The 26,497-nt window shown below is 57.3% G+C and carries 19 protein-coding genes; 9 read left to right on the top strand and 10 right to left on the bottom strand.

Annotated elements, in window-relative coordinates; genetic code table 11:
- The first annotated feature begins 76 nt into the window (after window positions 1-76).
- The gene (gene tehA / locus ACFX4U_RS02050; protein ID WP_313506974.1) at window positions 77-1,030 is read left to right on the top strand and encodes a dicarboxylate transporter/tellurite-resistance protein TehA; all 954 of its coding nucleotides are present in this window, start codon (window positions 77-79) and stop codon (window positions 1,028-1,030) included.
- Window positions 1,031-1,072: 42 nt separating this feature from the next.
- On the opposite strand, the gene glgX is transcribed toward tehA, so the two are convergent.
- From glgX to bla, 7 genes are all read right to left on the bottom strand, one after another.
- Window positions 1,073-3,151 carry a glycogen debranching protein GlgX gene (glgX, locus tag ACFX4U_RS02045; RefSeq protein WP_305736120.1) on the bottom strand — a complete coding sequence of 693 codons (2,079 nt, stop codon included), beginning with the start codon at window positions 3,149-3,151 and terminating at the stop codon, window positions 1,073-1,075.
- 69 nt (window positions 3,152-3,220) lie between these two features.
- Window positions 3,221-5,731, bottom strand: a complete 2,511-nt coding sequence (gene treY, locus ACFX4U_RS02040; protein WP_313506975.1) for a malto-oligosyltrehalose synthase — start codon at window positions 5,729-5,731, stop codon at window positions 3,221-3,223.
- Window positions 5,728-7,515 carry a malto-oligosyltrehalose trehalohydrolase gene (treZ, locus tag ACFX4U_RS02035; protein WP_313506976.1) on the bottom strand — a complete coding sequence of 596 codons (1,788 nt, stop codon included), beginning with the start codon at window positions 7,513-7,515 and terminating at the stop codon, window positions 5,728-5,730. The genes treY and treZ overlap by 4 nt, the downstream gene beginning before the upstream one ends.
- Before the next feature lie 106 nt (window positions 7,516-7,621).
- Window positions 7,622-8,263 (bottom strand): formate dehydrogenase-N subunit gamma, encoded by a 642-nt coding sequence (fdnI, locus tag ACFX4U_RS02030; RefSeq protein WP_313506977.1) that lies wholly within the window; start codon window positions 8,261-8,263, stop codon window positions 7,622-7,624.
- Complete coding sequence (fdxH, locus tag ACFX4U_RS02025; RefSeq protein WP_313506979.1) at window positions 8,256-9,143, bottom strand: formate dehydrogenase subunit beta; 888 nt, start codon at window positions 9,141-9,143, stop codon at window positions 8,256-8,258. Before fdxH ends, fdnI begins: the two co-directional genes overlap by 8 nt.
- Window positions 9,144-9,155: 12 nt before the next feature.
- Window positions 9,156-12,206: a formate dehydrogenase-N subunit alpha gene (gene fdnG / locus ACFX4U_RS02020; protein WP_313506980.1), complete on the bottom strand. Its 3,051-nt coding sequence runs from the start codon at window positions 12,204-12,206 to the stop codon at window positions 9,156-9,158.
- Window positions 12,207-12,368: 162 nt separating this feature from the next.
- Window positions 12,369-13,238 carry a class A beta-lactamase gene (gene bla, locus ACFX4U_RS02015; RefSeq protein WP_313506982.1) on the bottom strand — a complete coding sequence of 290 codons (870 nt, stop codon included), beginning with the start codon at window positions 13,236-13,238 and terminating at the stop codon, window positions 12,369-12,371.
- Window positions 13,239-13,283: 45 nt separating this feature from the next.
- Here bla and ACFX4U_RS02010 point away from each other — a divergent pair, with 45 nt between their 5' ends.
- Window positions 13,284-14,225 (top strand): zinc-dependent alcohol dehydrogenase family protein, encoded by a 942-nt coding sequence (locus ACFX4U_RS02010; RefSeq protein ID WP_313506983.1) that lies wholly within the window; start codon window positions 13,284-13,286, stop codon window positions 14,223-14,225.
- On the opposite strand, the gene ACFX4U_RS02005 is transcribed toward ACFX4U_RS02010, so the two are convergent.
- The gene (locus ACFX4U_RS02005) at window positions 14,222-15,046 is read right to left on the bottom strand and encodes an SDR family oxidoreductase (protein WP_313506984.1); all 825 of its coding nucleotides are present in this window, start codon (window positions 15,044-15,046) and stop codon (window positions 14,222-14,224) included. The two genes, ACFX4U_RS02010 and ACFX4U_RS02005, sit on opposite strands and share 4 nt — an antisense overlap.
- Before the next feature lie 101 nt (window positions 15,047-15,147).
- On the opposite strand from ACFX4U_RS02005, the gene ACFX4U_RS02000 reads away from it, so the two are divergent.
- Entirely contained in the window at window positions 15,148-16,050 is a 903-nt protein-coding gene (locus ACFX4U_RS02000) for a LysR family transcriptional regulator (RefSeq protein WP_313506986.1), read from the top strand.
- A gap of 180 nt (window positions 16,051-16,230) precedes the next feature.
- Window positions 16,231-16,959, top strand: coding sequence for a metallophosphoesterase (locus tag ACFX4U_RS01995; protein ID WP_313506987.1), 729 nt, complete (start codon window positions 16,231-16,233; stop codon window positions 16,957-16,959).
- A 45-nt stretch (window positions 16,960-17,004) separates the two neighbouring features.
- Here ACFX4U_RS01995 and ACFX4U_RS01990 read toward each other — a convergent pair whose 3' ends face one another.
- Window positions 17,005-17,502 (bottom strand): cupin domain-containing protein, encoded by a 498-nt coding sequence (locus ACFX4U_RS01990; RefSeq protein ID WP_305736130.1) that lies wholly within the window; start codon window positions 17,500-17,502, stop codon window positions 17,005-17,007.
- A gap of 185 nt (window positions 17,503-17,687) precedes the next feature.
- Entirely contained in the window at window positions 17,688-21,200 is a 3,513-nt protein-coding gene (gene nifJ / locus ACFX4U_RS01985) for a pyruvate:ferredoxin (flavodoxin) oxidoreductase (RefSeq protein WP_313506988.1), read from the bottom strand.
- A 369-nt stretch (window positions 21,201-21,569) separates the two neighbouring features.
- Here nifJ and nifH point away from each other — a divergent pair, with 369 nt between their 5' ends.
- Genes nifH through ACFX4U_RS01960 form a run of 5 tightly spaced genes read left to right on the top strand, consistent with a single transcriptional unit; the run spans window position 21,570 to window position 26,467 of the window.
- The gene (gene nifH / locus ACFX4U_RS01980) at window positions 21,570-22,451 is read left to right on the top strand and encodes a nitrogenase iron protein (RefSeq protein WP_305736132.1); all 882 of its coding nucleotides are present in this window, start codon (window positions 21,570-21,572) and stop codon (window positions 22,449-22,451) included.
- A 16-nt stretch (window positions 22,452-22,467) separates the two neighbouring features.
- Window positions 22,468-23,916, top strand: a complete 1,449-nt coding sequence (gene nifD / locus ACFX4U_RS01975; RefSeq protein WP_313506989.1) for a nitrogenase molybdenum-iron protein alpha chain — start codon at window positions 22,468-22,470, stop codon at window positions 23,914-23,916.
- Window positions 23,917-23,971: 55 nt separating this feature from the next.
- Complete coding sequence (gene nifK / locus ACFX4U_RS01970) at window positions 23,972-25,534, top strand: nitrogenase molybdenum-iron protein subunit beta (RefSeq protein WP_313506990.1); 1,563 nt, start codon at window positions 23,972-23,974, stop codon at window positions 25,532-25,534.
- 40 nt (window positions 25,535-25,574) lie between these two features.
- Entirely contained in the window at window positions 25,575-25,793 is a 219-nt protein-coding gene (nifT, locus tag ACFX4U_RS01965) for a putative nitrogen fixation protein NifT (RefSeq protein ID WP_313506991.1), read from the top strand.
- An 11-nt stretch (window positions 25,794-25,804) separates the two neighbouring features.
- On the top strand, window positions 25,805-26,467 hold the full coding sequence (locus ACFX4U_RS01960; protein WP_313506992.1) for a NifB/NifX family molybdenum-iron cluster-binding protein: 663 nt from the start codon (window positions 25,805-25,807) through the stop codon (window positions 26,465-26,467).
- Window positions 26,468-26,497: the final 30 nt, after the last annotated feature.

Here is a 26,497-nt window from a genome sequence, read left to right as displayed (position 1 = left end):
TGAAACGTGCATATGAAATGTCATATATAATGGCGCGCGTCTTACTTCAGGGTTTACACATTTCAGGAGTCTGGTGATGAAAGATTCACACCTCAACCTGCCAGCGGGCTACTTTGGCATCGTGCTTGGCATTATCGGGCTGGGCTTTTCCTGGCGTTTCGCCGCCACTATCTGGCCGGTCACGCTACTGCCTGCAGATGGCTTAATCATTCTGGCGATGGTCATCTGGGCGCTATTGATGCTGGCATTTATTAGCCGAATGTTTCGCCACGGCGCAAGCGTGCTCGAAGAGATCACCCATCCGCTGAAAAGCAGTTTTGTCAGCCTGGCACCGGCAACCTCGATGCTGGTCGCCATTGGCCTTGCGCCGTGGTTCCACACGCTGGCGCTGGGGTTTTTTCTTGTTGCTGTTGTTATTCAGCTCACCTACTCAGCCTGGCAAACCGCCGGGTTATGGCGCGGCCAACACCCGAAAGAAGCGACGACGCCGGGGCTTTATCTGCCCACGGTTGCCAACAACTTTATCAGCGCGATGGCCTGCGGCGCGTTCGGTTTTAACGATGTCGGGATGTTGTTTCTCGGTGCCGGGATCTTCTCCTGGCTGAGCCTTGAGCCTGCGATCCTGAGCCGGATGCGTAATCTTGATGAAATGTCGCCCGCCGTGCGCACATCGCTTGGCATTCAGATGGCACCTGCATTCGTGGCCTGTAGCGCCTGGCTGAGTGTCAACGGCGGGCAGGCCGATGTGTTCGCCAAACTGTTATTCGGCTATGGCTTGTTACAGATGCTGTTCATGATAAGGCTGATCCCCTGGTACAGTTCGCAGCCGTTCAACCCGTCGTTCTGGAGTTTTTCATTCGGCGTGGCGTCGCTGGCGACCACCTCGATTCGTCTGGGGCACGGTACGCCGGGTGGCGCACTGTACTGGATGTCATTCCCGCTGTTTATCGCGGCTAACCTGGTGATCGCGCTATTGATGGTGAAAACCTTCGCGCTGTTACTGCGGGGTAAGTTACTGATCCGCGCATAAAGCAGAATGCGCCAGGCAAGCATGTCGCCTGGCGCATTCTGCTTACGGACGACGGAACAGCACGATACTGCGTCCTTCGAGTTCGAAATCCTTCTCTTTGGTGATAACAATCCCGCTTTTCGCGCTATCGGCGGTGGTCAGCTCCAGCACCCAGCCGCCTTCGCCGAACTGCGGAATGCGAAACGGCACCGTGCCTTCGAACGGGTTAAACAGCATCAGCACGTCATGCCAGATCCCCTCTTCTTCCTGCAAATCCGGGCGTCCGATATAAACGCCGAGCGTCGTACCTTCATCCCACTGTTCCGGCAACTGCTCGCCGCCGCCGGCGTTGTACCAGCGGATCTCCATACCATCGCGCCAGTTTTCTCGCCGCAGGATCGGCTGCGAAGCCCGGAGCGCAATGACATGACGGGTAAATTCCCGCAGCGCTTCACCGTTGCCGCTGTGCGGCGCGTCCCAGTCGATCCACGAGATTTCGCTGTCCTGGCAGTAGCCATTATTGTTGCCCTGCTGGGTGCGGCCAAACTCGTCCCCGGCCAGCAGCATTGGCGTACCGTGGGAGAAGAATAGCGTCGCAAGGAAGTTGCGTTTTTGCCGTTCGCGCACGGTGTTGATGCCTTCGTCGTCGGTCACCCCTTCCGCGCCGTAGTTATAGGAGCGGTTGTCATTGTGACCATCGTTATTGTCTTCGCCGTTGGCTTCATTATGTTTTTCGTTGTACGACACTAAGTCGTTCAGCGTAAAACCATCGTGGGCAGTAATAAAATTCACGCTTGCCCACGGGCGACGCCCGCGCTGATCGTACAGATCGCCGGAGCCCAGCAAGCGGGCGGCAAAATCCGTCGAGACGTTATCGCCCTTCCAGTATTCACGCAGCGTGTCGCGGTATTTATCGTTCCACTCCGCCCAGCCTGGCGGGAATCCACCCACCTGATAACCGCCGGGGCCGATGTCCCACGGTTCGCCAACCAGTTTCAGCCGGGATAACAGCGGATCCTGCGTCATGGCATCGAAAAAGCCGCCGCGCTGGTCAAACCCTTCCGGCTCGCGCCCAAGAATGGTGCCCAGATCGAAGCGAAAACCGTCGATATGCATCGATTCTGCCCAGTAACGCAGCGAATCCATCACCATCTGCAATACGCGCGGATGTGACGTGTTCACCGTGTTGCCGGTGCCGGTGTCATTAATGTAGTAACGGTGTTGATCCGGCAATGTGCGGTAATAAGAGAAGTTATCGATGCCTTTAAACGACAGGGTTGGCCCCAGTTCGTTGCCTTCTGCCGTGTGGTTATAAACCACATCGAGGATCACTTCGATACCGGCATCGTGAAATGCCCGCACCATATCGCGAAAACCCTGAATACCGCGTGGCCCGTAATAACGCGACGCCGGGGCGAAGAAACCGAGCGTGTTATAGCCCCAGAAGTTGCGCAGCCCCTTATCGAGCAAATGCTGGTCGTCCGGGAACCAGTGAACCGGCAGCAGTTCAACAGAGGTAATGCCGAGGCTTTTGATGTACTCCACCGAGGCTTTATGGCCCATCCCTTCAAACGTGCCGCGCAGCTCCGGCGGCAGCGCCGGATTAAGCTGGGTGAAACCTTTGACATGGGTTTCGTAGAAAACCGTGCGCGGCCAGGGAATATTCGGTCGTGCGCCGTCCTGCCAGTCGAACGCGTGGGGATCGATAACCCGGCATTTGGGCGTAAACGGCGCGCTATCCTGGGTATCAAAGGTCAGGTCTTTATCTTCATGGCCTAAATCGTAAGCGTAATGGGCCGCGTTCCACTCGATATCACCGGCCAGTTCGCGGGCATAAGGATCAATCAATAATTTATTCGGGTTAAACCGGTGGCCGTTTTCCGGCTCAAACGGGCCATGCACCCGGTAGCCGTACAGCGCGCCAGGTTGCAGGCCTGGCACATAACCGTGCCAGATCTCGTGCGTGTTTTCCGGCAGATCAAACCGGGCGATCTCCTGCTTACCATCGGGCGCGTATAAACAGAGCTCCACACGATGCGCATGCGCTGAAAAAAGGGCAAAGTTAACGCCCTCACCGTCGTAATTCGCACCGAGTTGCTGGCCGTGCCCCGCCGTAATATAAAACTGTTTTCCGTCAGACATTGCTTCCCCTTGATCGCCTGTAAAGTCTCACCAGACATAACGATTGATGAACCGCACCCTTTTCTTCGATCACGCACTGACCAGTACCGCAAAGGTGAAACCGCCTATCGATCGCAGGTTCACTTTGTCGGTGAGAAAAACCTCCTCTGAGCTGAGTATGTCCCGGTAACGCCGATTCGCCAGTTCCGGCGGTAAAGCAATATTGGCGCCCGCCAGACTGCCGTCGATGGCATCGAACAGCAGACGCGGGGCGAGCACAATTAACGCATCCTGGTTTTCCAGGCGCGCATAGGCGATCAGGTGCTCAGCCTCTTCGCCCGCAGCGGTCAACGGCAGATAGGCTCCCCGGCGGAACAGCGACGGCATCTGCTGGCGTAAATGCAGCAGCCGGTAGATGAAAAACTGCTTTAATTGCCCGCTCGACCAGCTCTCCTGGGAGTGCGGATCGGCCTGCTCTTCGTCTACCAGCAAGCGCTCCAGCTCGGCGTAATCCGGCTCCAGCCGGTTATCCGGGTCGACCAGACTGAAATTGAGCGCTTCGCTGCCCTGATAAATATCCGGCACGCCGGGTGCCGTCAGTTTGATCACCGTTTGCGTCAGGCTATTGACCAGCCCGGCGCGGATAAACGGCTGTAGCGAGGCGGTAAAATCGGTTAAAAACTCGCGCTTATCCGGTGACAACAAATGCCGCACGTAATCGAGCACCGCCTGTTCATAGGCATCGTTAGTTTCGATCCAGTCGGTGCGCTGTTTCGCTTCGCGCAGCGCTTTTTCGACAAACGCCACAAAGCGCTCTTCCAGCGCGCGCAAACCTTCCACGTCATCGGCTTGTAAGTTGACCGGCCAGACACCTGCCAGCGCCTGGTAAATCATCCACGCCACCATCGGTCGCGGCGCGTGTCCATCATCCAGCAGTTGTACTTTGCTATGGTTCATCTGTCGCCAGCGCGCCACGCAATCGGCCCAGCGCTCGGGCGCTTCCGTCAGGGTATAGAGCCGCGCCCGGGCGTCTTCCCCGCGTTTGGTGTCATGGGTTGAGGTGCCGGAAAGCGCATCCGGCTGGCGCTCAAGCCGGGTTTGCATCTCCGCGTGGAAACGATCAAGCGAAAAGGTGCGCGGTAGTGGTTCCGCGCCGACTTCGTTAAGCGCCAGATCGACATGCTGGCGGAAAAAGAGCGTATCTTCGACGGACTTCGCCATCAGCGGCCCGGTGAGCTGCTGAAAACGCGTGCGAAAACGTGCCGCCGCGCCGAGCGCGCTTTTCGCCACATCGCCGACTAAAATGCGGCGTACAAAATCGAGCGCGGCCGCGTCCGGCGCATACGGGCTGCGCTGAACGCTCTCGACCACCTTGTGCAGCAGCGCAGCGTCAGCCGCCGGTAGCCCATCTTCCGTGCCATAGGTGCGATAAACCGGGAAGGCGATCAGCAGTTCGCGCAGCGCCTGGCGCACCGCGTCCTCCTGCGGCACCGGGATTTCCGCGTGACCAATAGTGAGCGCCAGCGACACCAGCACGCTGAATTCGCCGTTAAAATTACGATCGACCATCAGCAGCTTGGCGTCGCGCAGCTCCTCGTGCATATTCACGCGCCGCCCGGCAACGCTGTCATAGGCTTTGCGCAAGTTACTGAGCTTTGCGTCATCGACCAACACATCCGATAGCGCGGCGATAAATTCATACCCGGTGGTGCCGGAAACCGGCCAGTCCGCCGGGAGATGCTCGCCTTTGCCGAGGATCTTCTCCACCGTGAGGTAACACTCAGGCCCTACCTTCTGGCGTAAGCGCATCAGATAACCCTGCGGATCGGCAAGCCCGTCGACGTGATCGATTCGCAAACCATCTACCGCGCCGCTGTGCACCAGTTCAAGGATCAGCCGGTGCGCATCATCAAATACCGCTTCATCTTCCACGCGCACGCCAACCAGGCCGGTGATTTCAAAAAAGCGCCGGTACGAAAGGTCATTCGCCGCATCGCGCCAGCTCATCAACCGCCAGGGCTGCTGCGCATGAATGTCAGCGATTAGCGCGTGATCGGTCTCGCCGATAAGTGCCTGCTCCCGCCCTTGCCAGCTTTCCGCCACCAGCGGATAAACGTTGTCGTAATAGGCCAGCGCCGGTTCACCGGTCAGCGGATCGGCTTTAATCGCCAGCTCGCCGTTTGCAAGCACAGTGTCAAAATCATCGCCGAGAAACGGCAGCGTCAGCCGCCGCGACCAGTCGATGTCGAAATGGTGGGCATACGGGCTTTTTTCGCCTTTGGCTATCACATCGCGCCACCAGGCGTTTTCCAGTGAGGCGGCCATATGGTTTGGCACAATATCGAGAATCAGCCCCAGCCCGGCGTTTTTTAACGCGTTCACCAGCCGATCAAACCCGTCGCGCCCGCCAAGCGTCGGGTCTATCTCATTGGCGTTGGTCACGTCATAACCGTGGGTAGAACCGCTGGCGGCGGTGAAAATGGGCGAGGCATAAAGATGGCTGATGCCCAGATGTTTAAGATACGGAACCAGCGCCGCGGCGCGATCAAACGTCATTCCGTTACGAAACTGCAAGCGGTAAGTCGCGGTTGGCGTATTCACATTCCCTCTCCCAAAGCCAGACGAACAATGAACGCATTCGGCGGCAAGTCATCTTGTCCGCGCGGCCAGGCAGCCAGCGTTTTACCGGGAAGATCCGGCAACGGTTGCGTCGCCTCGCCAATATTGAGCGCCAGCGATAATGTCCCTTGCGGGAAGCGCCAGCGGACCGCGACAAACCCCGGCGCGGTGGCGATCACTTCCCCATTTTGCCGCTGCGCATGAGTCAGCAGCGGCACCACATATTTCTGGCGCAGCGTCAGCCAGTCGCGGGTTTGCGTTAGCCAGCGCTGGCCTGTTTCCTGCTGCGTTTTTGCCCAGTCCAGTTGTGAACGGGTAAAGGTTTCAGGCGCGTTTGGGTCGGGAACCGTTTCCCCCTCATGTCCGGCGTGGCCCTGGAATTCCCGCGCCCGCCCTTCGCGCACGGCGCGCGCCAGATCGCCGTGAAAATCGGTAAAGAACAGGAAAGGATTGGTTTCGCCATACTCTTCGCCCATAAACAGCAGCGGAATATGCGGGGAAAACAGCAGCGCGCCCAGCAGCACGCGCGTTCTCTCCTCGCCCGCCAGCGTGATGAGCCGCTCGCCCTGCGCGCGGTTGCCGGTCTGATCGTGGTTCTGGATAAAATCGACAAACGCCACCGGCGGCTGGTTACGGCTGTCCACCCCGCGCGATTCACCGGTTGACGGGGCAATTTCCCCCTGAAAAGCGAACCCTTCAGTTAACGCCCGCGCCAGCCACACTTCGGGCTTATCCGCAAAATCCTGGTAATAGGCATGGGTTTCACCGGTGGCAAACACATGCGCGGCATTGTGCAGATCGTCGTTCCACTCGGCGGTAAACAGCGGCGCCCGCCCATCCGGATCGCGCGGATGCAGCGCAATAATGTTGCGGCAATCTTCGGTGGTCAGATGCACCGGCCTGTCAGTAATCTCCTCGCGAATACGGCGGGCAATCTCCACCAGCACCGGCGGTTCGGCGCTGTCTTCAATCTGATCGATGGCATCAAATCGCAGCCCGTCCAGGTTGTATTCGTTGAGCCAGTAGAGCGGTGCTTCAACGATGTAACGCCGCACCGCGTCAACGTCATACGCGATGCCCGGCCCCCACGGCGTCTGGCGTTCGGCGTGGAAAAAATCCGGCGACAGCGCGGGTAAGTAGTTACCTTCCGGGCCAAAGTGGTTGAGCACAATATCCAGCACCACTGAAAGGCCGTAGCCGTGAGCGGCGTCGATAAAGGCTTTAAAATCATCCGGCGTGCCATACGCCGAGTGCGGCGCATAGAGCAGCACGCCGTCATAGCCCCAGCCGCGATTGCCGCCAAAGTGGGAGACGGGCATCACTTCTATCATGGTGATGCCGAGTTGCGCGAGGTACGGCAGTTTTTCCATTGCCGCGCGAAAAGTGCCCTGCGGGGTAAATGTCCCGATATGCAGTTCATAGACCACGGATTCTTGCCATGGGCGACCCTGCCACTGCGGGTGTTGCCAGACGTAATGATCCGGGTCGACAACCAGCGAAGGGCCGTTAACGTCGGCGGCCTGCGCGCGCGAGGCGGGATCGGGAACCGCCATACCGTTGCTCAGGACAAACTGGTACGCCGTACCTGCGGCGATATTATCGACGGTCAGTTCAAACCAGCCGTCATCAAGGCGTTGCATTGGCAGTTCGCCAGCCGGTAAACGCAGTGAAACCTGCTGCTGCCCGGTGGCCCATAAGCGAAAACGCACGCGACCATTCGCGAGGTATTCGGCTCCCCAACTTTTACAAAACGATTTCGACGCCATGCAATTACCTCTCCACGATGTCACGAAGAACAATCATAGTCGATAATCTGCAAAGCCATTGGCGGGCCGCCCGGTGATGCACGCGCATACCGGGCGGCGAGTTGTGTTACTGCTGGTGTTTTTCTTCTGCGGCTTCGACTTCGCGATACCAGCGCGGATGGTGCTTCTTCGCCCAGCGGCGGCTCACTTTGCCTTCAATCATGCCTTTGATCGACCCTTTCACCCAGAACGCCATATACATGTGCACCAGGATGGCGAGCATCAGGATAATGGCGGAAGTGGCATGCGCCAGCAAACACCAGCGAATCAGCCAGATAGGGAAAAAGTGAGCAAAGTACGGGCGCCAGATCACCACGCCCGACGCCAGCAGCAGCGAAATCATGCTCATGATGGTCCAGAACATCATTTTCTGTCCGGCGTTATATTTGCCGACATCCGCAACCTTGTGCTCATTGCCTTTCAGCACTTCGACAATGTTTTTCAGCCACGGCAGATCTTTCTTATCCGGGATGTTGTGATGCACAAAACGCACAAACATAAACATCAGGATCAGAAAGATCAGCACGCCAAAGAACGGGTGCAGAATGCGCCCCATCTGCGGCGTGCCGAAGGTTTGCGTCAGCCAGTGCAGCGTCGGGAAAAAGAGCGCGATACCGGATAACGCCACCAGAAAGAAGCAGATCACTACCGTCCAGTGGCACGCCCGGTCGATAAATTTGGTGCGCAGGATCATTTTGCTTTTATTCATGGGCGTGCTCCTCTTCATCGTCATCCGTCTCTTTGTTCGGGCCTACACCGATATAGTGGAACAGCAGACCGGCAAAGGTGGCGATAAACCCGGCGGCGGAGAGCGGCTTGAGAATGCCCTTCCACAGAGTAACCGGTACATCGATTTTCGGTTCCGCAGGCAGGTTGTGATACAGCCCCGGCTGGTCAGCATGATGCAGCACATACATCACATGCGTACCGCCCACGCCCTGCGGGTTGTATACCCCCGCACTGGCGTAACCGCGTTTTTGCAACTGCGCCACGCGCTGCTCGCCAAGCTGCAGCATCTCGGCTTTAGTACCGAAATGGATCGCCCCGGTCGGACAGGTTTTCACGCAGGCAGGCTCCTGACCGACGCTGACGCGATCGACGCAGAGCGTGCATTTGTAAACGCGGTTATCATCCGGGTTCAGACGCGGCACGTTGAACGGGCAACCGGCAATGCAGTAGCCGCAGCCAATACAGTGCTCCGACTGGAAATCGACAATCCCGTTGGCGTACTGAATGATCGCGCCCGCAGACGGGCAGGCTTTCAGACAGCCCGGCTCCGCGCAGTGCATACAGCCATCTTTGCGGATCAGCCACTCCAGTTTGCCGTTTTGCGTGGTCTCGCTAAAGCGCATCACCGTCCAGGATTTGGCGCTTAAATCGAGCGGGTTGTCATACACCCCGGCGCAATACCCCACTTCATCGCGGATATCGTTCCACTCGGAACAGGCCACCTGACAGCCTTTACAGCCGATACAGGTGGACACATCAATCAGCTTTGCCACTTCGGCACGGAAATCCCGTGCCTGCGGCGGCGGCGTAAAACCGTTGGTCGCTGAACGTTTAATAATGTCTTGTGATTGCATGGACATGGTTTCGCTTCCTTACGCCTTCTCAATATTGACCAAAAACGCCTTGTATTCCGGCGTCTGCGAGTTAGCGTCGCCAACAGACGGCGTCAGCGTGTTAGCAAGGAAGCCTTTGCGCGTGGCCCCTTCAAAACCCCAGTGGCACGGAATGCCGACGGTATCGATGCTGCGCCCGTCGATAGTCAGCGTCTGCAAGCGTTTGGTCACCACCGCTTTGGCTTTGATAAAACCGCGTTTCGACATCACTTTCACGTCGTCTCCGGCGAGAATGCCCTTCTCTTTGGCCAGCGCTTCGCCAATCTCCACAAACTGATCCGGCTGTGCGATAGCGTTAAGGCGGGCATGTTTCGTCCAGTGGCGGAACAGCTCGGTTATTGAGTAGGTGGTGGCGACATACGGGAAGGCATCTGCTTTGCCCATATTGGCGTTGTCGGCAGCAAAAATACGCGCCACCGGGCTGGAAACCACTTCCGGGTGCAGCGGGTTGGTGCCAATCGGCGATTCAATCGGCTCGTAGTGTTCCGGGAACGGGCCGTCGTTCATCTTGTCGATGGAGAACAGGCGCGCCACCCCTTCCGGGTTCATGATGAACGGCCCGACATTGCTGCCTGGCGCGGCCTGGCTGTAGTCGGCAACGTCCATGCCTGTCCAGCGCTGACCATCCCAGTGCAGCAGCGCACGTTTCGCATCCCACGGTTTTCCCGCCGGATCGGCAGAGGCGCGGTTGTAAAGAATACGTCGGTTCGCCGGCCACGACCACGCCCAGCCCGGCGTGCAGCCCAGCCCGTACGGATCGCTGTTATCACGATTCGCCATCTGGTTACCGCGCTCCGTCCAGCTACCGCAATACACCCAGCAGAAGCTGCTGGTGGAGCCGTCATCGCGCAGTTGCGCAAAGCTGCTTAACTGCTCGCCTTTTCTGGCAATCAACGTGCCTTTGTCGTCATACAGATCGCGCAGCGCTTTTCCGTTGGCTTCGCGGGCGACTTCTTCCGGATGCGGATCGTACGGATCGTTATAATCCCAGGACATGTTCAGCAGCGGTTCCGGGTTGGCTCCGCCTTCGGCCTGATACAGCTCGCGCAGGCGCATAAACAGGCGGCCCAGGATTTTGGCGTCGTGCAACGCTTCTCCCGGCGGCTCGGCGGCGGCCCAGTGCCACTGTAACCAGCGCCCGGAGTTGGCGATGGAACCGTCCTCTTCAGCAAAGCAGGAGGATGGCAGACGGAATACTTCGGTCTGGATCTCCGCCGGATTGACGTCGTTCATCTCACCATGGTTCTGCCAGAAGGTGGAGGATTCGGTCGCCAGCGGATCGATAACCACCATGTATTTCAGTTTCGCCAGCGCGCGTGATGACTTGTTCTTATCCGGGAAGGCCGCCAGCGGGTTGAACCCCTGCACGATATAACCGTTGATTTTACCTTCGAGCATCAGCTCGGCCTGGGTCATCACATCGTAGAGACGATCCCATTTCGGCAGCCAGTCATAACCCCAGTTGTTCTCCACCGTGGCGCGATCGCCCCAGAAGCTCTTCATCATGCTGATGAAAAACTTCGGCGTGTTCTGCCAGTAGTTCACTTCGTTCACCCCCAGTGACGGCGGCGTGATCTGTGAAATATAGGTCTGGTAATCCGGCTGTTTTTCCGAGGGTAAGGGCATATAACCCGGCAGGTTGGTCGACAGCAAACCTAAGTCGGTATAACCCTGAATATTCGAGTGACCGCGCAGCGCGTTCACGCCGCCGCCCGCCATGCCGATATTACCGAGCAGCAGTTGCAGCATCCCCGCCGCACGAATGATCTGCGCCCCGGCCGAGTGGTGCGTCCAGCCCAGCGCATAAAGAATGGTGGCGGTGCGATTCGGGACACTGGTGCTGCCGAGCACCGAGCAAACATGGGTGAAATCTTTCACCGTGGTGCCGCACAGGCGGCTGACCATTTCCGGCGTATAGCGCGCAACGTGGGCTTTGAGCAAGTTCCACACGCAGCGCGGATGGCTCAGCGTCTCGTCGCGCAGCGCATTGCCCTGAGCGTCGAGTTGGTAGAACCAACTGGATTTGTCGTACTGGCGTTTTTGTGCGTCATAGCCGCTGAACAGGCCGTCGTTAAACGCGTAATCCTCGCGAATAATCAGGCTGGCATTGGTGTAATGACGCACATATTCATGCTGGATCTGGTCATGTTCAATCAGATAGCGGATCGCGCCAAGCAGGAACGCGGTATCGGAACCGGCGCGGATCGGCGCATAGAAATCGGCCACTGCCGCACTGCGGTTAAAACGCGGATCGACGACCATTACGGTGGCGTCGTTTTTGGTTTGTGCTTCTACCACCCACTTAAAGCCGACCGGGTGCGCTTCAGCGGCATTACCGCCCATGATCAGCACCACGTTGGCGTTTTTGATGTCCACCCAGTTGTTGGTCATCGCGCCGCGACCAAAGGTCGGTGCCAGTGCGGAAACGGTCGGGCCGTGGCACAAACGCGCCTGGCAGTCGATCGCCACCATGCCCAGCGCGCGGGTAAATTTGCCGTCAAGGATCCCGGTCTCATTACTGGCGGCGGAAGAACAGAGCATACCGGTGGTGGTCCAGCGATTGACCGTTACGCCCTGCGCATTTTTTTCAATAAAGTTTTCATCGCGATCTTTTTTCATTAACCGCGCAATTTTATCAATTGCTTCATCCCAGCTAATTCGCTGCCATTTATCTGAACCCGGCGCGCGATATTGCGGATGTAATAAACGATTTTCGCTGTGAATATAGTCCAGAACGCCAGCGCCTTTTGGGCACAATGAACCCCGGCTCACCGGATGATCGGCGTCGCCTTCAATGTGATAAATACTTTCACTGACATTTTTCGCATTATCACCGAGGCTGTACATCAGCATGCCGCAGCCGACTGAACAATAGGTGCAGTTATTTCGCGTCTCTTTTGCTTTTAAGAGTTTATATTGACGGGTTTCCGCGTGAACGGAAAAAGAAGATAAAAATCCGAGAGATGCGACAGTGCTTCCTGCCAGACCGCCCGCGCAGATCCGAAAGAACTGCCTCCGGTTGAGCTCCATTTGTCCTCCAGCTTAAACTTAAGACATGAAAAGGGACGGAGATTATAAGGATATTCTCAACACTTAACCATTATCCATTTATGGTTATTTTTGCGGGTAATTTGGGGCAGATACTTATTTAACTAAAATTAGTGGCAGAGATTTTTCTCTCTGCCCTTTTTATTACTTCGTCGCGCTGAATATGGCTTTACCGATGCGGGCAATGGCGTCATTACTTTGCGCGATTGTCGCTTTTGTATCCGTTATATAAATAGATACAATACGAGGCGCGCCTTTTTTCGGCCAGACAATACTGATAATCGACCGCGAACCATATCCGCCCGCCCCGGTTTTATCGCCAATAACCCAGCCTTTTGGCAATGTGGAACGCAACAACGCATCAGCGACTTTATCCTCTTTCATCCACTGCACCAGTTGCGCACGCGAACGCGGCGTTAATACCTCGCCAAGCGTCAGCTTTTGCAGCGTGTGGCTGACGGCAAGCGGCGTGGTGGTATCACGTAAATCGCCCGGTATGGCGCTGTTCAGTTCGGGTTCCGCGCGATCGAGTCGCGTGACACTGTCACCTGAATCAGCAAGGAAACGCGTCACCGCAGCCGGACCGCCGAGCTTCTTCGCCAGCAGATTTGCCGCCGTGTTGTCACTTTCAGTGATTGCTGCGCTGCACAGTTGCTGCCAGCTCATCGATGAAGGCGCAACAAACTTGCTGGTTACCGGCGAATAGGCAACCAGCTCGCTTTGCGCAAACTGGGTGGTCTCATTTAACGCCAGTTCACCTTTGTCGACCTTGCTCAGCACCGCACCGCACAGCAGCGCTTTGTGGGTGCTGTTTAGCGGAAAACGCTCATCGCCCCGGTAGCTCACCGTCTCACCGCTGGCGGTATCCACCACCGCAATGCCGATGCGCGCGCCTAAGTGCTCTTCCTGCAGGCGGGCCACCGCCGTCAGCGTGGCGTTATCAATATTGGCGGCGCTGGCGGCAAAGGCGCTCAACAACAGTAAAGAACAGATTGATTTCACTGGGAAAAACATAGGTATAATCCTTGTTCAGACAGAGCAACATCACGAGTGGGCATCATGTATAACACCGCGTTAGTGTACAGAAGTTTCGGTGAACCGCAGACTGTTCTGCAAGCTGAAACCACCGCGCTGGCAGCGCTTCCGGCAGGACAGGTTCGCGTCAAAATGCGCCTTGCGCCGTTGAACGCCTCGGATTTGATCCCGGTCACCGGCGCCTACAGCCACCGTATCACCCTGCCCGCTATCGCGGGTTATGAAGGCGTGGGCGTGGTAACAGAAACGTCTGGCTCAGACGCGCAGCTGCTGGGCAAACGTGTGTTGGCGCTGCGCGGTCAGGGCACCTGGCAGCAGTATGTGGATTGCCCGGCGGAACTGGCTGTGCCGGTGCCGGATGATATTGACGATACGCTCGCCGCCCGCGCCTACATCAACCCGCTGGCCGCACAGATGATGCTGGAACATTACCCGGCTCACGGCCAACATGTGCTGGTCACTGCGGCGGGATCTGGCTGCGCCGGTTACCTTGCGCAGTGGGCCAGGCTTCAGGGGGCGAAAAGCGTGACCGGCATTTATCGCTCCGCCATCCACGCCAGCCGCCTGGCGGCCTGCGGCGTGAAAGCGCTGGCCGATACGGAGATCGCTGCCATCAAACAGGCGGCGGGTAAAGCCGGCGTTATCTATGACGCCACCGGCGGCTCACTGGCGGAAACGCTGCTGCAATCAATGCCGAAAACGGGGCAATTTATCAGCTACGGTTTGCTCTCCGGACAGCCATTCAGCATTCGCCAGCGCTTACCCGCGGTCCACTGGTTCCACGTGCGGAACTATCTCGACGCAATGACGGCAGATGGCTGGCAGCAGGCGTTTTGCTCGCTCTGGGAGCGACTGCGCACAACGCCTGTTAGCGAGGTCATGCAGGTTGATTTTCAGCAGTGGCAACAGGCTATCACGCTGTACCAGACGCCAGGCCGGATAGCCAAACCGCTGCTGTCGTTTTAATCCCTGTCGGCTGAATACGCCACATCGCGCTGGCGCTCAATTTCCGCTAATCGGGTGCGGAGCGAGGCCACCAGGTGCTCCCAGGCAAGGCTGCCCAGTGGCACCCGGAACGGCGGCTCGGGGGCGTCTGCCGTCGCGATAATCGCATCCACGGTGCGCTGCGCATCGCCTTTTATGTCAAAACTGCCACTGGCGATCCCCCGGCGCACCTTGCCCGCAGGCGTATCGTCATAGACGGCGAGCGGCGTGGCGTGATCGAGCCCGGCACCGAAACCGGTTTGCGTTGGGCCGGGTTCGGCAATCACAATATCGACACCAAACGGTTTCACCTCCTGCGCCACCGATTCCAGAAAGCCTTCAATACCCCATTTGCTGGCATGGTAAAGGCTGAAATTGGGGTACGCCACCTGACCGCCTTCCGAAGAGACCTGCACAATTCGCCCGCCGCGCTGCGCACGCAGCCACGGCAACACGGCACGCACTAACTGAATGGAGCCGGTAAGATTGGTAGCGATCTGCCGGTCAATTTGCGCATCGCTCACCTCTTCCGCCGCGCCAAACAAGCCGTATCCGGCGTTGCTTACCACCCGTTCAATCACACCAAAAGCGGTAAACGCGGCGTCCACTTCACTGCGCAGTGCGGCGCTATCGGTCATATCAAAACAGCTAACGTGCAGCCGCGACGTATATTGCGCCTGTAATGCACTCAGCGCATCCGCGCGCCGCGCGCAGGCCACCACGCGGTCGCCGCGCGCCAGCAACGTTTGCGTCATCAATAATCCCAGCCCGGACGAAGCGCCAGTGATCAGCCATGTCATCATAAATACCTCCACATGTTTTCCGGTGAGTGGATAGCGTAAGCAACCGGCGCTGCTATGATAAGACGCACCAATCGGCATGCAGCGGTGAAAAATATTCAACAATGAAAAATGTCAGTCTCGCAGATTTAAAAGCGTTCCTGCTGGTCGCACAGCACCGTAGCTTTCAACGAGCCGCCAATGAACTGGGGGTGTCGCGTTCCTCGCTGAGCCACGCCATGCGCGGGCTGGAAAGCCAGCTAGGCGTGCGCTTGTTACATCGCACGACCCGCAGTGTCTCGTTGACAGAAGAAGGCGCGGCGTTATTGCAGCGCATTGATCCCCTGCTCAACCAGTTAGATACGGCGCTGGATGCCACCCGCTTTCGCCCGCAGGAGCTGCACGGCACGCTGCGCATCAACGCCAATGAAGGCGGCGCGCGCTGGCTGCTGGCGCACGTGGTTGATGGTTTTTTACAGGCACACCCGCGGGTGGTGCTGGATATCGTGACCGAAGGTCGACTGGTGGATATCGTCGCCGACGGGTTTGATGCGGGCGTGCGGCTGGCAGAAGCAGTACCACTCGATATGATTGCGGTGCCCTTCGGCGGGCCAATCCGCTTTATCGCCATCGCCTCACCGCAGTATCTGAACAGCGCAGGTATACCGCAAAGCCCGGCAGATCTTTTGCAGCATCGCTGTATCGCCCAGCGTTTGCCGAGCGGAAAACGCTATCGCTGGGAGTTTATGCAACATGGCAAACCGCTCACGCTCAACGTACCCGGCAATTTATGCCTTGATAACAGCGCGCTGATAGTCGAGGCGGTGGTAAAAGGCTTAGGCATTGCTTATGTCCCGGAACCCTATGCCCGCGAAGCCATCGACAGCGGGCTGGCGCAACAGGTGCTGTCGCCGTTCAGCCCGCCGATTGCAGGTTTATGCCTTTATTATTCCGGTCACCGGCAAATACCGGCGACGTTAAACGCATTTATCGCCGCTATCCGCGAGGCCAACGAAGCCGCACTGTAACGATCAGCTGTCAAGTAACTGCCCGGTGTGCAGATCCAGCGGAAATCGCGCCCGCCGTCTGGCGGATCCCAGTCGCCGGAGCCTAATACCACACCGTCTGATGCAATCACTTATGCCGTTTCTACAGTGGGCGTGCTTAGGCTACGCTTTGACGGTGAAAACGGATAAAGCGGAGAGAGAATGCTGATTGCCCAACTGAGCGATATTCATGCTGCACCGGATAATGACAACCTTCAGCGCCTGCACCGCGCCATCGACTGGTTGCTTGAGCTCAAACCCGATCTGCTGGTGGTGAGCGGCGATTTAACCGATGACGGCTGGGGTGTGGGCTATCGCGCCATTGACAGCGCCTTACAGCGTCTGGCGTGCCGCTCGCTGATCCTGCCCGGCAATGCCGATGATAAAACCGTGATGTGTAAAAATCTGGCTGCTTTTGCTCACCGCGCTGCGCATGACGCGCTGCATTTTCATGAGTACATAAATAACGTGCCGGTGATTGGCGTGGATGTGACCGTAAGCGGTGAAAGCCGGGGCGATATCCGCCCGCATCTGCACTGGCTGGAAGCGGCGCTACGCGCGCAGCCGCAACCGGCAATGATCTTTTTGCACCAGCATCTTTTTCCGAGCGGCATTACCCCGCTGGATAACGCCATGTGCGAGGGCGGCGAAGCGCTGGCACAACTGCTGGCGCGCTTACCGCACCCGCCGCTGGCGCTGTGCGCCGGCCACGTCCACCGCGCGATGTCCGCCACCTTTGCCGGTATCCCGGCGTATCTTTGCGGCTCCATCTGCCCGGCGAACCCGCTGATGATCAATGCTCAGCACATCCCGGCGGCAAGCGATCCGCCTGCGCTTCTCATACACGAACTGCGCGATGATAGCCGGGTTAGCCATTTTGTCAGCCTGTAGCGGGCATCACCCATGCGCCGGTTTTCTCTGCATGGGCGATAACTTTCACGGTTCGCCTTCCCAGTAATCCACGTTCTCACCGCGAAAATTGAGCTGGCGAAAATCTTCGCGCCCGTGGCTGTGCGCTTTCGCCAGAAATTTATCCGCATCCGGGTATTCGCAGATTTCCGGGCTTTCCATAGTGCTAATCGAGAGATAACGCAGCGGTTGATCGGAGGTATTAATAATCTGGTGCGGCCACGCTTTGCCTGGCGGAATGCAGATAACATCCCCTTCCTGGATGGGCCGCTCTTCATCGCCGATGCGCAACGTACCGTTGCCGTTCAGCACAATAAACATCTCTTCCTGCGCATGATGGAGATGAAACGGACAGGCGCGTTTGCCGGGCGGCACAATATCGACCGACGCGCCGAGTTTACTGGCGAGAGTGCCTTTGGTCAGCGAGCCGCCGAGCGATTCATACAGCGGCGGGCGCACGAAATTTTCCATTTCAATATGATTAAAATTGCGGATCACAAACGCGGGCGGGGTTTTGTCGTTCATAAACAGTTCCGGTAGAGGGTTCCTGTTCAGTATTGAAACGCCCCTTCGGCCTGTCAATCTGTTCTGCCAGCGTAGTGAGAATGATCGGGTCGCCATTCATAACGCCGCTGGCAGAAAGAGCTTATCCGCAATATCTTCTGCGGATGTATATCAGCCCGGTCGCTGCGCCGCCAGGCTTCATCGTCTTACTCTCCCGCCAGCCGCTGATACTGGGCAAAACGCTGCTTCGCATCCTGTTCAGTTTGCGCAAACAGCTGCTCAGCCAGTGAAGGTGAGATGCGCTCGAGCGAGGCATAGCGCACTTCGCCAAGCAGAAACTCACGAAAATCCTCTTCTGGCTCGTCGGAGTCGAGAATAAACGGATTTTTCCCTTTTGCCAGCAGTTGCGGGTTATGGCGCCATAAATGCCAGTAGCCCGCGTCAACCGCCCGTTTCGCCTCACGCATACTGCATCCCATACCGGTTTTTAACCCGTGGTTGATGCACGCAGCATAGGCAATCACCAGCGACGGTCCCGGCCAGGCTTCCGCCTCGGCAATCGCCCGCAATGTCTGGGCTTTATCCGCGCCCATCGCCACCTGCGCGACGTACACATTGCCGTAGTTAACCGCCATCATGCCGAGATCTTTTTTGCGCGTACGCTTGCCTTCAGCGGCAAATCTGGCGATGGCCGCCGCGGGTGTCGATTTCGACGACTGCCCGCCGGTATTGGAGTAAACCTCGGTATCAAACACCAGAATATTGACGTCCTCGCCGGAGGCCAGCACATGATCCAGCCCGCCAAAGCCAATGTCATACGCCCAGCCGTCGCCGCCAAAAATCCATTGCGAGCGCTTGGCGAAATAGTCGCGGTTTTGATAGAGCCGGTTGAGCAGCGGGTCATCGCCCTTCTGCTGTTCAAGTAACGCGCTAAGCTGCCCGGCGCGTGCCTGCGTCCCGTCGCCGAGATCTTTATGTTCCAGCCACTGGCGCAGCGCCTGCTCAAGGTCTGCGCCAAGCGGTAACGCCAGCGCGTTTCGCGCATCGCTGGCGATCTGTTCGCGTAATGCGCGACCGCCCAGCATCATGCCAAGGCCATACTCGGCGTTATCTTCAAATAACGAGTTCGCCCACGCCGGTCCCTGGCCTTTATGGTTTGTCGTCCACGGAATGGACGGCGCGCTGGCACCCCAGATTGACGAGCAACCTGTAGCATTAGCGATCATCATGCGGTCGCCAAACAGTTGCGTGACCAGCCGCGCATACGGCGTCTCTCCGCACCCGGCACACGCGCCGGAAAACTCCAGCAACGGCGTCTCAAACTGGCTGCCTTTGACAGTCGTTTTGCTAAAGGGATTGGCTTTGGGCGATAGGCCTACCGCATGATCCCAGACAGGAACCATCGCCTGCTGGCTCTCCAGCGGCTGCATGGTCAGCGCCTTGCCTTTCGCCGGACAGATATCCGCGCAGTTACCGCACCCGGAGCAATCCAGCGGCGAAATCGCCAGATGGTATTCATACCCGTTCGCCCCCTGCGCAGGTTTGCTCAACAGCGCAGGCGGCGCGGCTTGCCGCTCGGCCTCATCCAGCAGCGCCGGGCGCACCGCCGCATGCGGGCAAATAAACGCACATTGATTGCACTGGGTGCAACCTTCAGGGTTCCAGACCGGCACCTGCATGGCGATACCGCGTTTCTCCCAGGCGGCGGTGCCGGGTGGAAACGTGCCATCTTCCCGGCCAATAAAGGCGCTGACCGGCAGTTTGTCGCCGCACTGGCGATTCATTGGCTCAAGAATATCGCGAATAAAATCCGGCATCAGGCGCGTATCTTCGCTGACATTATCTTCCAGCCACGCCCAGCGCTCCGGCACCATCACTTCCTGCAGCGCTTCCATGCCAAGATCGATAGCGGCATTGTTCATATCCACCACTTTCTGGCCTTTGCGCCCGTAAGATTTCTCCACGGCCTGCTTCAGATAACCCGACGCTGTTTGGGGTTCGATAATGCCCGCCAGTTTAAAAAACGCCGCCTGCATCAGCATATTAAAGCGCCCGCCCAGCCCCAGCCTGCGGGCGATATCCACCGCGTTGAGGGTATAAAAACGGATCCCCTGGCGCGCAATGTAGCGTTTCATCGCGTTGGGCAGCCGCGCCTCCAGCTCTTCGCCAAACCAGGTACAGTTGAGCAGAAATGTCCCGCCGGGGTTTAACCCCTCCAGCAGATCATATTTATCGACATACGATTGCTGAGAGCAGGCAATAAAATCGGCTTTATTGATCAGATACGGCGAGGTGATGGGCCGTTCGCCAAAACGCAGATGCGACACGGTAATGCCGCCCGATTTTTTCGAGTCATAGGCAAAATAGGCTTGCGCATACATCGGCGTGTTGTCACCGATTATCTTAATCGCGCTCTTATTGGCGCTGACGGTGCCATCCGATCCCAGCCCCCAGAATTTACAGGCGGTTATCCCCTCGCGTGAAACCTGCACGTCATACGCAGGCACCGGCAGCGAGGTGTGGGTGATGTCGTCAAAAATACCCAGCGTAAAGCCATCTTTTGGCAGCGGTTTTTTCAGGTTTTCAAACACTGAGACGATATCCCCCGGCAGCACATCTTTACCGCCCAGCCCGTAGCGACCGCCGACAATTAACGGCGCGTTATCGTGGTGGTAAAAGGCGTTTTTCACATCCAGGCATAACGGCTCGGCCTGCGCACCGGGCTCTTTGGTGCGATCGAGCACCGCAATGCGTTTCACGCTTGAAGGGATCCGGGCGAAGAAATGCGCCAGTGAAAACGGTCTAAACAGATGCACCGTCAGCAGACCGACTTTTTCGCCGCTATCGCAAAGCGCGTCCACGACATCCGAAATGGTGTCGCACACGGAGCCCATCGCCACAATAATTTGTTCGGCATCTTGCGCGCCGTAGTAATCAAACAAATGGTATTCGCGCCCGGTGAGCGCAAAGATTTCCGCCATATAGTTTTCGACAATTTCCGGCAAGGCATCGTAATAGCGGTTAGCCGCTTCGCGCGCCTGAAAGTAGATATCCGGGTTTTGCGCCGTCCCGCGGATCACCGGATGTTCCGGGTTAAGCGCATTGCGGCGAAAGCGGTTCAGCGCATCGCTATCCAGCAGCAGAGCGAGTTCGTCATACTCCAGCACCTCGATTTTCTGGATCTCGTGCGAAGTACGAAACCCGTCGAAAAAGTTGATAAACGGCACGCGGCCTTTGATTGCCGACAGATGCGCCACCGCCGAGAGATCCATCACCTGCTGAACGTTGCTCTCGGCCAGCATCGCGCAGCCGCACTGGCGCACAGCCATCACATCCTGATGATCGCCAAAAATGTTCAGCGCATTTGTCGCCAGCGCCCTCGCACTCACGTGAAATACGCCGGGTAACAGTTCACCGGCGATTTTGTACAGATTAGGGATCATCAATAACAATCCCTGCGACGCGGTGTAGGTGGTGGTGAGCGCTCCGGCCTGGAGCGCGCCGTGGACTGCGCCAGCCGCCCCTGCTTCCGACTGCATCTCCATTAAACGCACCGGCTGACCAAACAGGTTTTTTTTGCCCGCCGCGGCCCACTCATCGACGTTTTCCGCCATCGGCGTGGAGGGCGTAATCGGGTAAATCGCCGCGACATCGGTAAAGGCATAGGAGATCCAGGCTGCCGCTGCGTTGCCATCCATCGTTTTCATCTTTCCGGACATTGCTCGTTCCTCGGTTCTTAGAGGTGGTGATACCGTCGCTATTGCACAGCCTGTGCCATCTCGATTATTTCAGTGAATACAAGCAATTAGTAACCGGCGCCGGAAAGGTTTTGCGTGGAATAAGACAGCGGACGCGACAGCTTGTTGAACTGCCGACAAAGTGTCACGCCGGGCAGCGCGGGTAACGAGCGCAAACAGAATTGTGTTGTTTCGTACAATTGGTCTGATGATTGTGAACTCTTTGTTCCTTCCCTCTTCTGCGTCAAAATATAAAAACTATAAAAATCAAACCATTAACCACTCTGGCATGGCTGGTATGTTCCCTGCACAAGGAGATGTGGCAAACACATAACCAACAGGAGAAACACCATGACCATGCGTCAATGCGCCATTTACGGCAAAGGTGGGATCGGCAAATCGACCACCACACAGAACCTGGTCGCCGCGCTGGCGGAGATGGGTAAAAAAGTCATGATTGTCGGCTGTGACCCGAAAGCCGATTCCACGCGTTTGATCCTGCATGCGAAAGCGCAGAACACCATTATGGAGATGGCTGCTGAAGTCGGCTCCGTGGAAGACCTGGAGTTAGAAGACGTGCTGCAAATCGGTTACGGCGGCGTGCGCTGCGCAGAGTCCGGCGGCCCGGAGCCAGGCGTGGGCTGTGCCGGTCGCGGGGTGATCACCGCGATTAACTTCCTCGAAGAAGAAGGCGCTTACGTGCCGGATCTCGATTTTGTTTTCTACGACGTGCTGGGCGACGTGGTATGCGGTGGTTTCGCCATGCCGATTCGTGAAAACAAAGCGCAGGAGATCTACATCGTTTGCTCTGGCGAAATGATGGCGATGTACGCCGCCAACAACATCTCCAAAGGCATCGTGAAATACGCCAAATCCGGCAAAGTGCGCCTCGGCGGGCTGATTTGCAACTCGCGCCAGACCGATCGTGAAGATGAACTGATCATTGCGCTGGCAGAAAAACTCGGCACGCAGATGATCCACTTTGTTCCCCGCGACAACATCGTGCAGCGTGCGGAAATCCGCCGTATGACGGTTATCGAATATGACCCGACCTGCAACCAGGCGAACGAATATCGCAGCCTTGCCAGCAAAATCGTCAACAACACCAAAATGGTGGTGCCCACCCCCTGCACCATGGATGAACTGGAAGAACTGCTGATGGAGTTCGGCATTATGGATGTGGAAGACACCAGCATCATTGGTAAAACCGCCGCCGAAGAAAACGCCGTCTGACCACAGGAGCACACCCATGAGCAATGCAACAGGCGAACGCAACCTGGAGATAATCGAGCAAGTGCTCGAGGTTTTCCCGGAGAAGACGCGCAAAGAACGCAGAAAACACATGATGGTGACGGACCCGGAGCAGGAAAGCGTCGGTAAATGCATCATCTCTAACCGCAAATCGCAGCCAGGCGTGATGACCGTGCGCGGCTGCTCGTATGCCGGATCGAAAGGGGTGGTATTTGGGCCAATCAAGGATATGGCGCATATCTCGCATGGCCCAATCGGCTGCGGCCAGTACTCCCGCGCCGGGCGGCGGAACTACTACACCGGCGTCAGCGGCGTGGACAGCTTCGGCACGCTCAACTTCACCTCCGATTTTCAGGAGCGCGACATCGTGTTTGGCGGCGACAAAAAGCTCGCCAAACTGATCGAAGAGCTGGAAGAGCTGTTCCCGCTGACCAAAGGCATTTCGATTCAGTCGGAATGCCCGGTCGGCCTGATTGGCGATGACATTGAGGCCGTCGCGAACGCCAGCCGCAAAGCCATTAACAAACCGGTTATTCCGGTGCGTTGCGAAGGCTTTCGCGGCGTGTCGCAATCCCTCGGTCACCATATTGCCAACGATGTGATCCGCGACTGGGTGCTGGATAACCGCGAAGGCAAACCGTTCGAATCCACCCCTTACGATGTGGCGATCATCGGCGATTACAACATCGGCGGCGATGCCTGGGCTTCGCGCATTTTGCTCGAAGAGATGGGCTTGCGGGTGGTGGCACAGTGGTCTGGCGACGGTACGCTGGTGGAGATGGAAAACACGCCGTTCGTCAAACTGAACCTGGTGCATTGTTACCGCTCAATGAACTACATCTCGCGCCATATGGAGGAGAAGCACGGTATTCCGTGGATGGAATACAACTTCTTTGGTCCGACGAAAATCGCGGAATCGCTGCGCAAAATCGCCGACCAGTTTGACGACACCATTCGCGCCAACGCCGAAGCGGTGATCGCCAGATACCAGGCGCAAAACGACGCCATTATCGCCAAATATCGCCCGCGTCTGGAGGGTCGCAAGGTGCTGCTTTATATGGGCGGGCTGCGTCCGCGCCATGTGATTGGCGCCTATGAAGACCTGGGGATGGAGATCATCGCTGCCGGTTATGAGTTCGGTCATAACGATGATTACGACCGCACCTTGCCGGATTTGAAAGAGGGCACGCTGCTGTTTGATGATGCCAGCAGTTATGAGCTGGAGGTGTTCGTCAACGCACTGAAACCGGATCTCATCGGTTCCGGCATCAAAGAGAAGTATATCTTTCAGAAAATGGGCGTGCCGTTTCGCCAGATGCACTCCTGGGATTACTCCGGCCCGTACCACGGCTATGACGGCTTCGCCATCTTCGCTCGTGATATGGATATGACGCTCAACAATCCCGCCTGGGGTCAGTTGACCGCGCCGTGGCTGAAATCCGCCTGATTTTTATCCTGTTATCCCGTTTGTTCACCGATTTGTGGCGCGGGAGGAGAACACCATGAGCCAGACTGCTGAGAAAATACAGAATTGCCATCCCCTGTTTGAACAGGATGCTTACCAGACGCTGTTTGCCGGTAAACGGGCACTCGAAGAGGCGCACTCGCCGGAGCGGGTGCAGGAAGTGTTTCAATGGACCACCACCCCGGAATATGAAGCGCTGAACTTTAAACGCGAAGCGCTGACTATCGACCCGGCAAAAGCCTGCCAGCCGCTGGGCGCGGTGCTCTGTTCGCTGGGGTTTGCCAATACCCTACCGTATGTGCACGGTTCACAGGGTTGCGTGGCCTATTTCCGCACGTACTTTAACCGCCACTTTAAAGAACCGGTGGCCTGCGTGTCGGATTCAATGACGGAAGACGCGGCCGTGTTCGGCGGGAATAACAACCTCAATACCGGCTTACAAAACGCCAGCGCGCTGTATAAACCGGAGATTATCGCCGTCTCTACCACCTGTATGGCGGAAGTGATCGGTGATGATTTGCAGGCCTTTATCGCCAACGCCAAAAAAGATGGTTTTCTTGATGCCGCCATCCCCGTGCCCTACGCGCACACCCCCAGTTTTATCGGCAGCCATATCACCGGCTGGGACAACATGTTTGAAGGTTTTGCCCGTACCTTTACGGCAGACCATGAAGCACAGCCCGGCAAAATTTCACGTATCAACCTGGTGACCGGGTTCGAAACCTATCTCGGCAATTTCCGCGTGCTGAAACGCATGATGGAACAAATGGAGGTGCCGGCGAGTGTGCTCTCCGATCCGTCGGAAGTGCTGGATACTCCCGCCAACGGGCATTACCAGATGTATGCGGGCGGTACGACGCAGCAAGAAATGCGCGAGGCGCCGGACGCTATCGACACCCTGCTGCTGCAGCCCTGGCAGCTGGTAAAAAGCAAAAAAGTGGTGCAGGAGATGTGGAATCAGCCCGCCACCGAGGTTTCTGTTCCCGTTGGGCTGGCAGGAACAGACGAGCTGTTGATGGCGATCAGTCAGTTAACCGGCAAGGCCATTCCCGATTCACTGGCGCTGGAGCGCGGGCGGCTGGTCGATATGATGCTCGATTCCCACACCTGGCTGCACGGTAAAAAATTCGGTCTGTTTGGCGATCCGGATTTTGTCATGGGATTGACCCGTTTCCTGCTGGAGCTGGGCTGCGAACCGACCGTTATCCTCTGCCATAACGGTAACAAGCGCTGGCTGAAAGCGATGAAGAAAATGCTCGACGCCTCACCGTACGGCCAGGAGAGCGAGGTGTTTATCAACTGCGATTTGTGGCATTTCCGCTCGCTGATGTTTACCCGTCAGCCGGATTTTATGATTGGCAACTCGTACGGCAAGTTTATTCAGCGCGACACCTTAGCCAAGGGTGAACAGTTTGAAGTTCCGCTGATCCGCCTCGGTTTTCCGCTGTTTGACCGCCACCATCTGCACCGCCAGACCACCTGGGGCTACGAGGGCGCCATGAGCATTCTCACTACCCTTGTGAATGCGGTACTGGAGAAAGTGGACAAAGAGACCATCAAGCTCGGCAAAACCGACTACAGCTTCGATCTTATCCGTTAACCATTACATGCCCCGCGCCACGCGGGGCCAGGGAGGCTCTATGCCGGTCATTATTCTTCGCCAGCGCGGCGCGGATCTCTATTGCTATATCGCGAAACAGGATCTGGAAGCCCGCGTATTGCAGATTGAACATGACACGCCGGAACACTGGGGCGGCGCGCTTGAACTGGAAGGTGGACGCCGTTATTACGTCAATCTGCAACCCGGCCGCCCGGCTTTTCCGCTCAGCCTGCGCGCCACCCGCGATGCGCAGGTATAAGGAGGTGCGCAATGTCCGACAACGATACGCTGTTCTGGCGGATGCTGGCGCTGTTCCAGTGCCTGCCGGAGCTGCAACCCGCACAAATCATGGCCTGGCTTACCCACAGCAGTGATGAAGTGCTGACACCCAATGTGCTGGCAGCACTCGAATTACCGCAACTGGAAGCCCGGTTTCCGTATGCGGAAGCCCTGATGTCCAGTGGCCGCTGGGCGCGGGTTAAAGCCTGCCTGCGCGGCGAACTACCTGCCCATTTGCAGGTGCAGGAAGGCAAAACCCGCCGTCCGCAATTGGTTGTCGCCTTCTGCTCACAGGATGGGCTCACCATCAATGGTCATTTCGGCCAGGGGCGACTTTTCTTTATTTACGGGTTTGATGACCAGGGCGGCTGGCTCCATGATCTGCGCCGCTACCCTTCTCACCCGCAAAACCAGGAGCCGAATGAAATCCGCGCGCAGTTACTCCACGACTGCCATTTGCTGTTTTGTGAAGCGATCGGCGGCCCGGCAGCCGCACGGTTGATTCGCCATAATATTCACCCGATGAAAGTGTCACCGGGCAATACCATTTTGTCCCAGTGCGCCGCTATCCAGAACCTGCTGGCCGGGCCGTTACCGCCGTGGCTGGCGAAACGGCTGGAACGCGCTAATCCGCTGGAAGCGCGGGTGTTTTAAACCGCCCCCTGATGGGGGCGTTTTTTGGCG

It is taken from the genome of Kosakonia sp. YIM B13588 (genome assembly GCF_042788165.1).
GTDB lineage: Bacteria > Pseudomonadota > Gammaproteobacteria > Enterobacterales > Enterobacteriaceae > Kosakonia > Kosakonia sacchari.
This window is presented reverse-complemented; position numbering and strand designations above follow the sequence as displayed.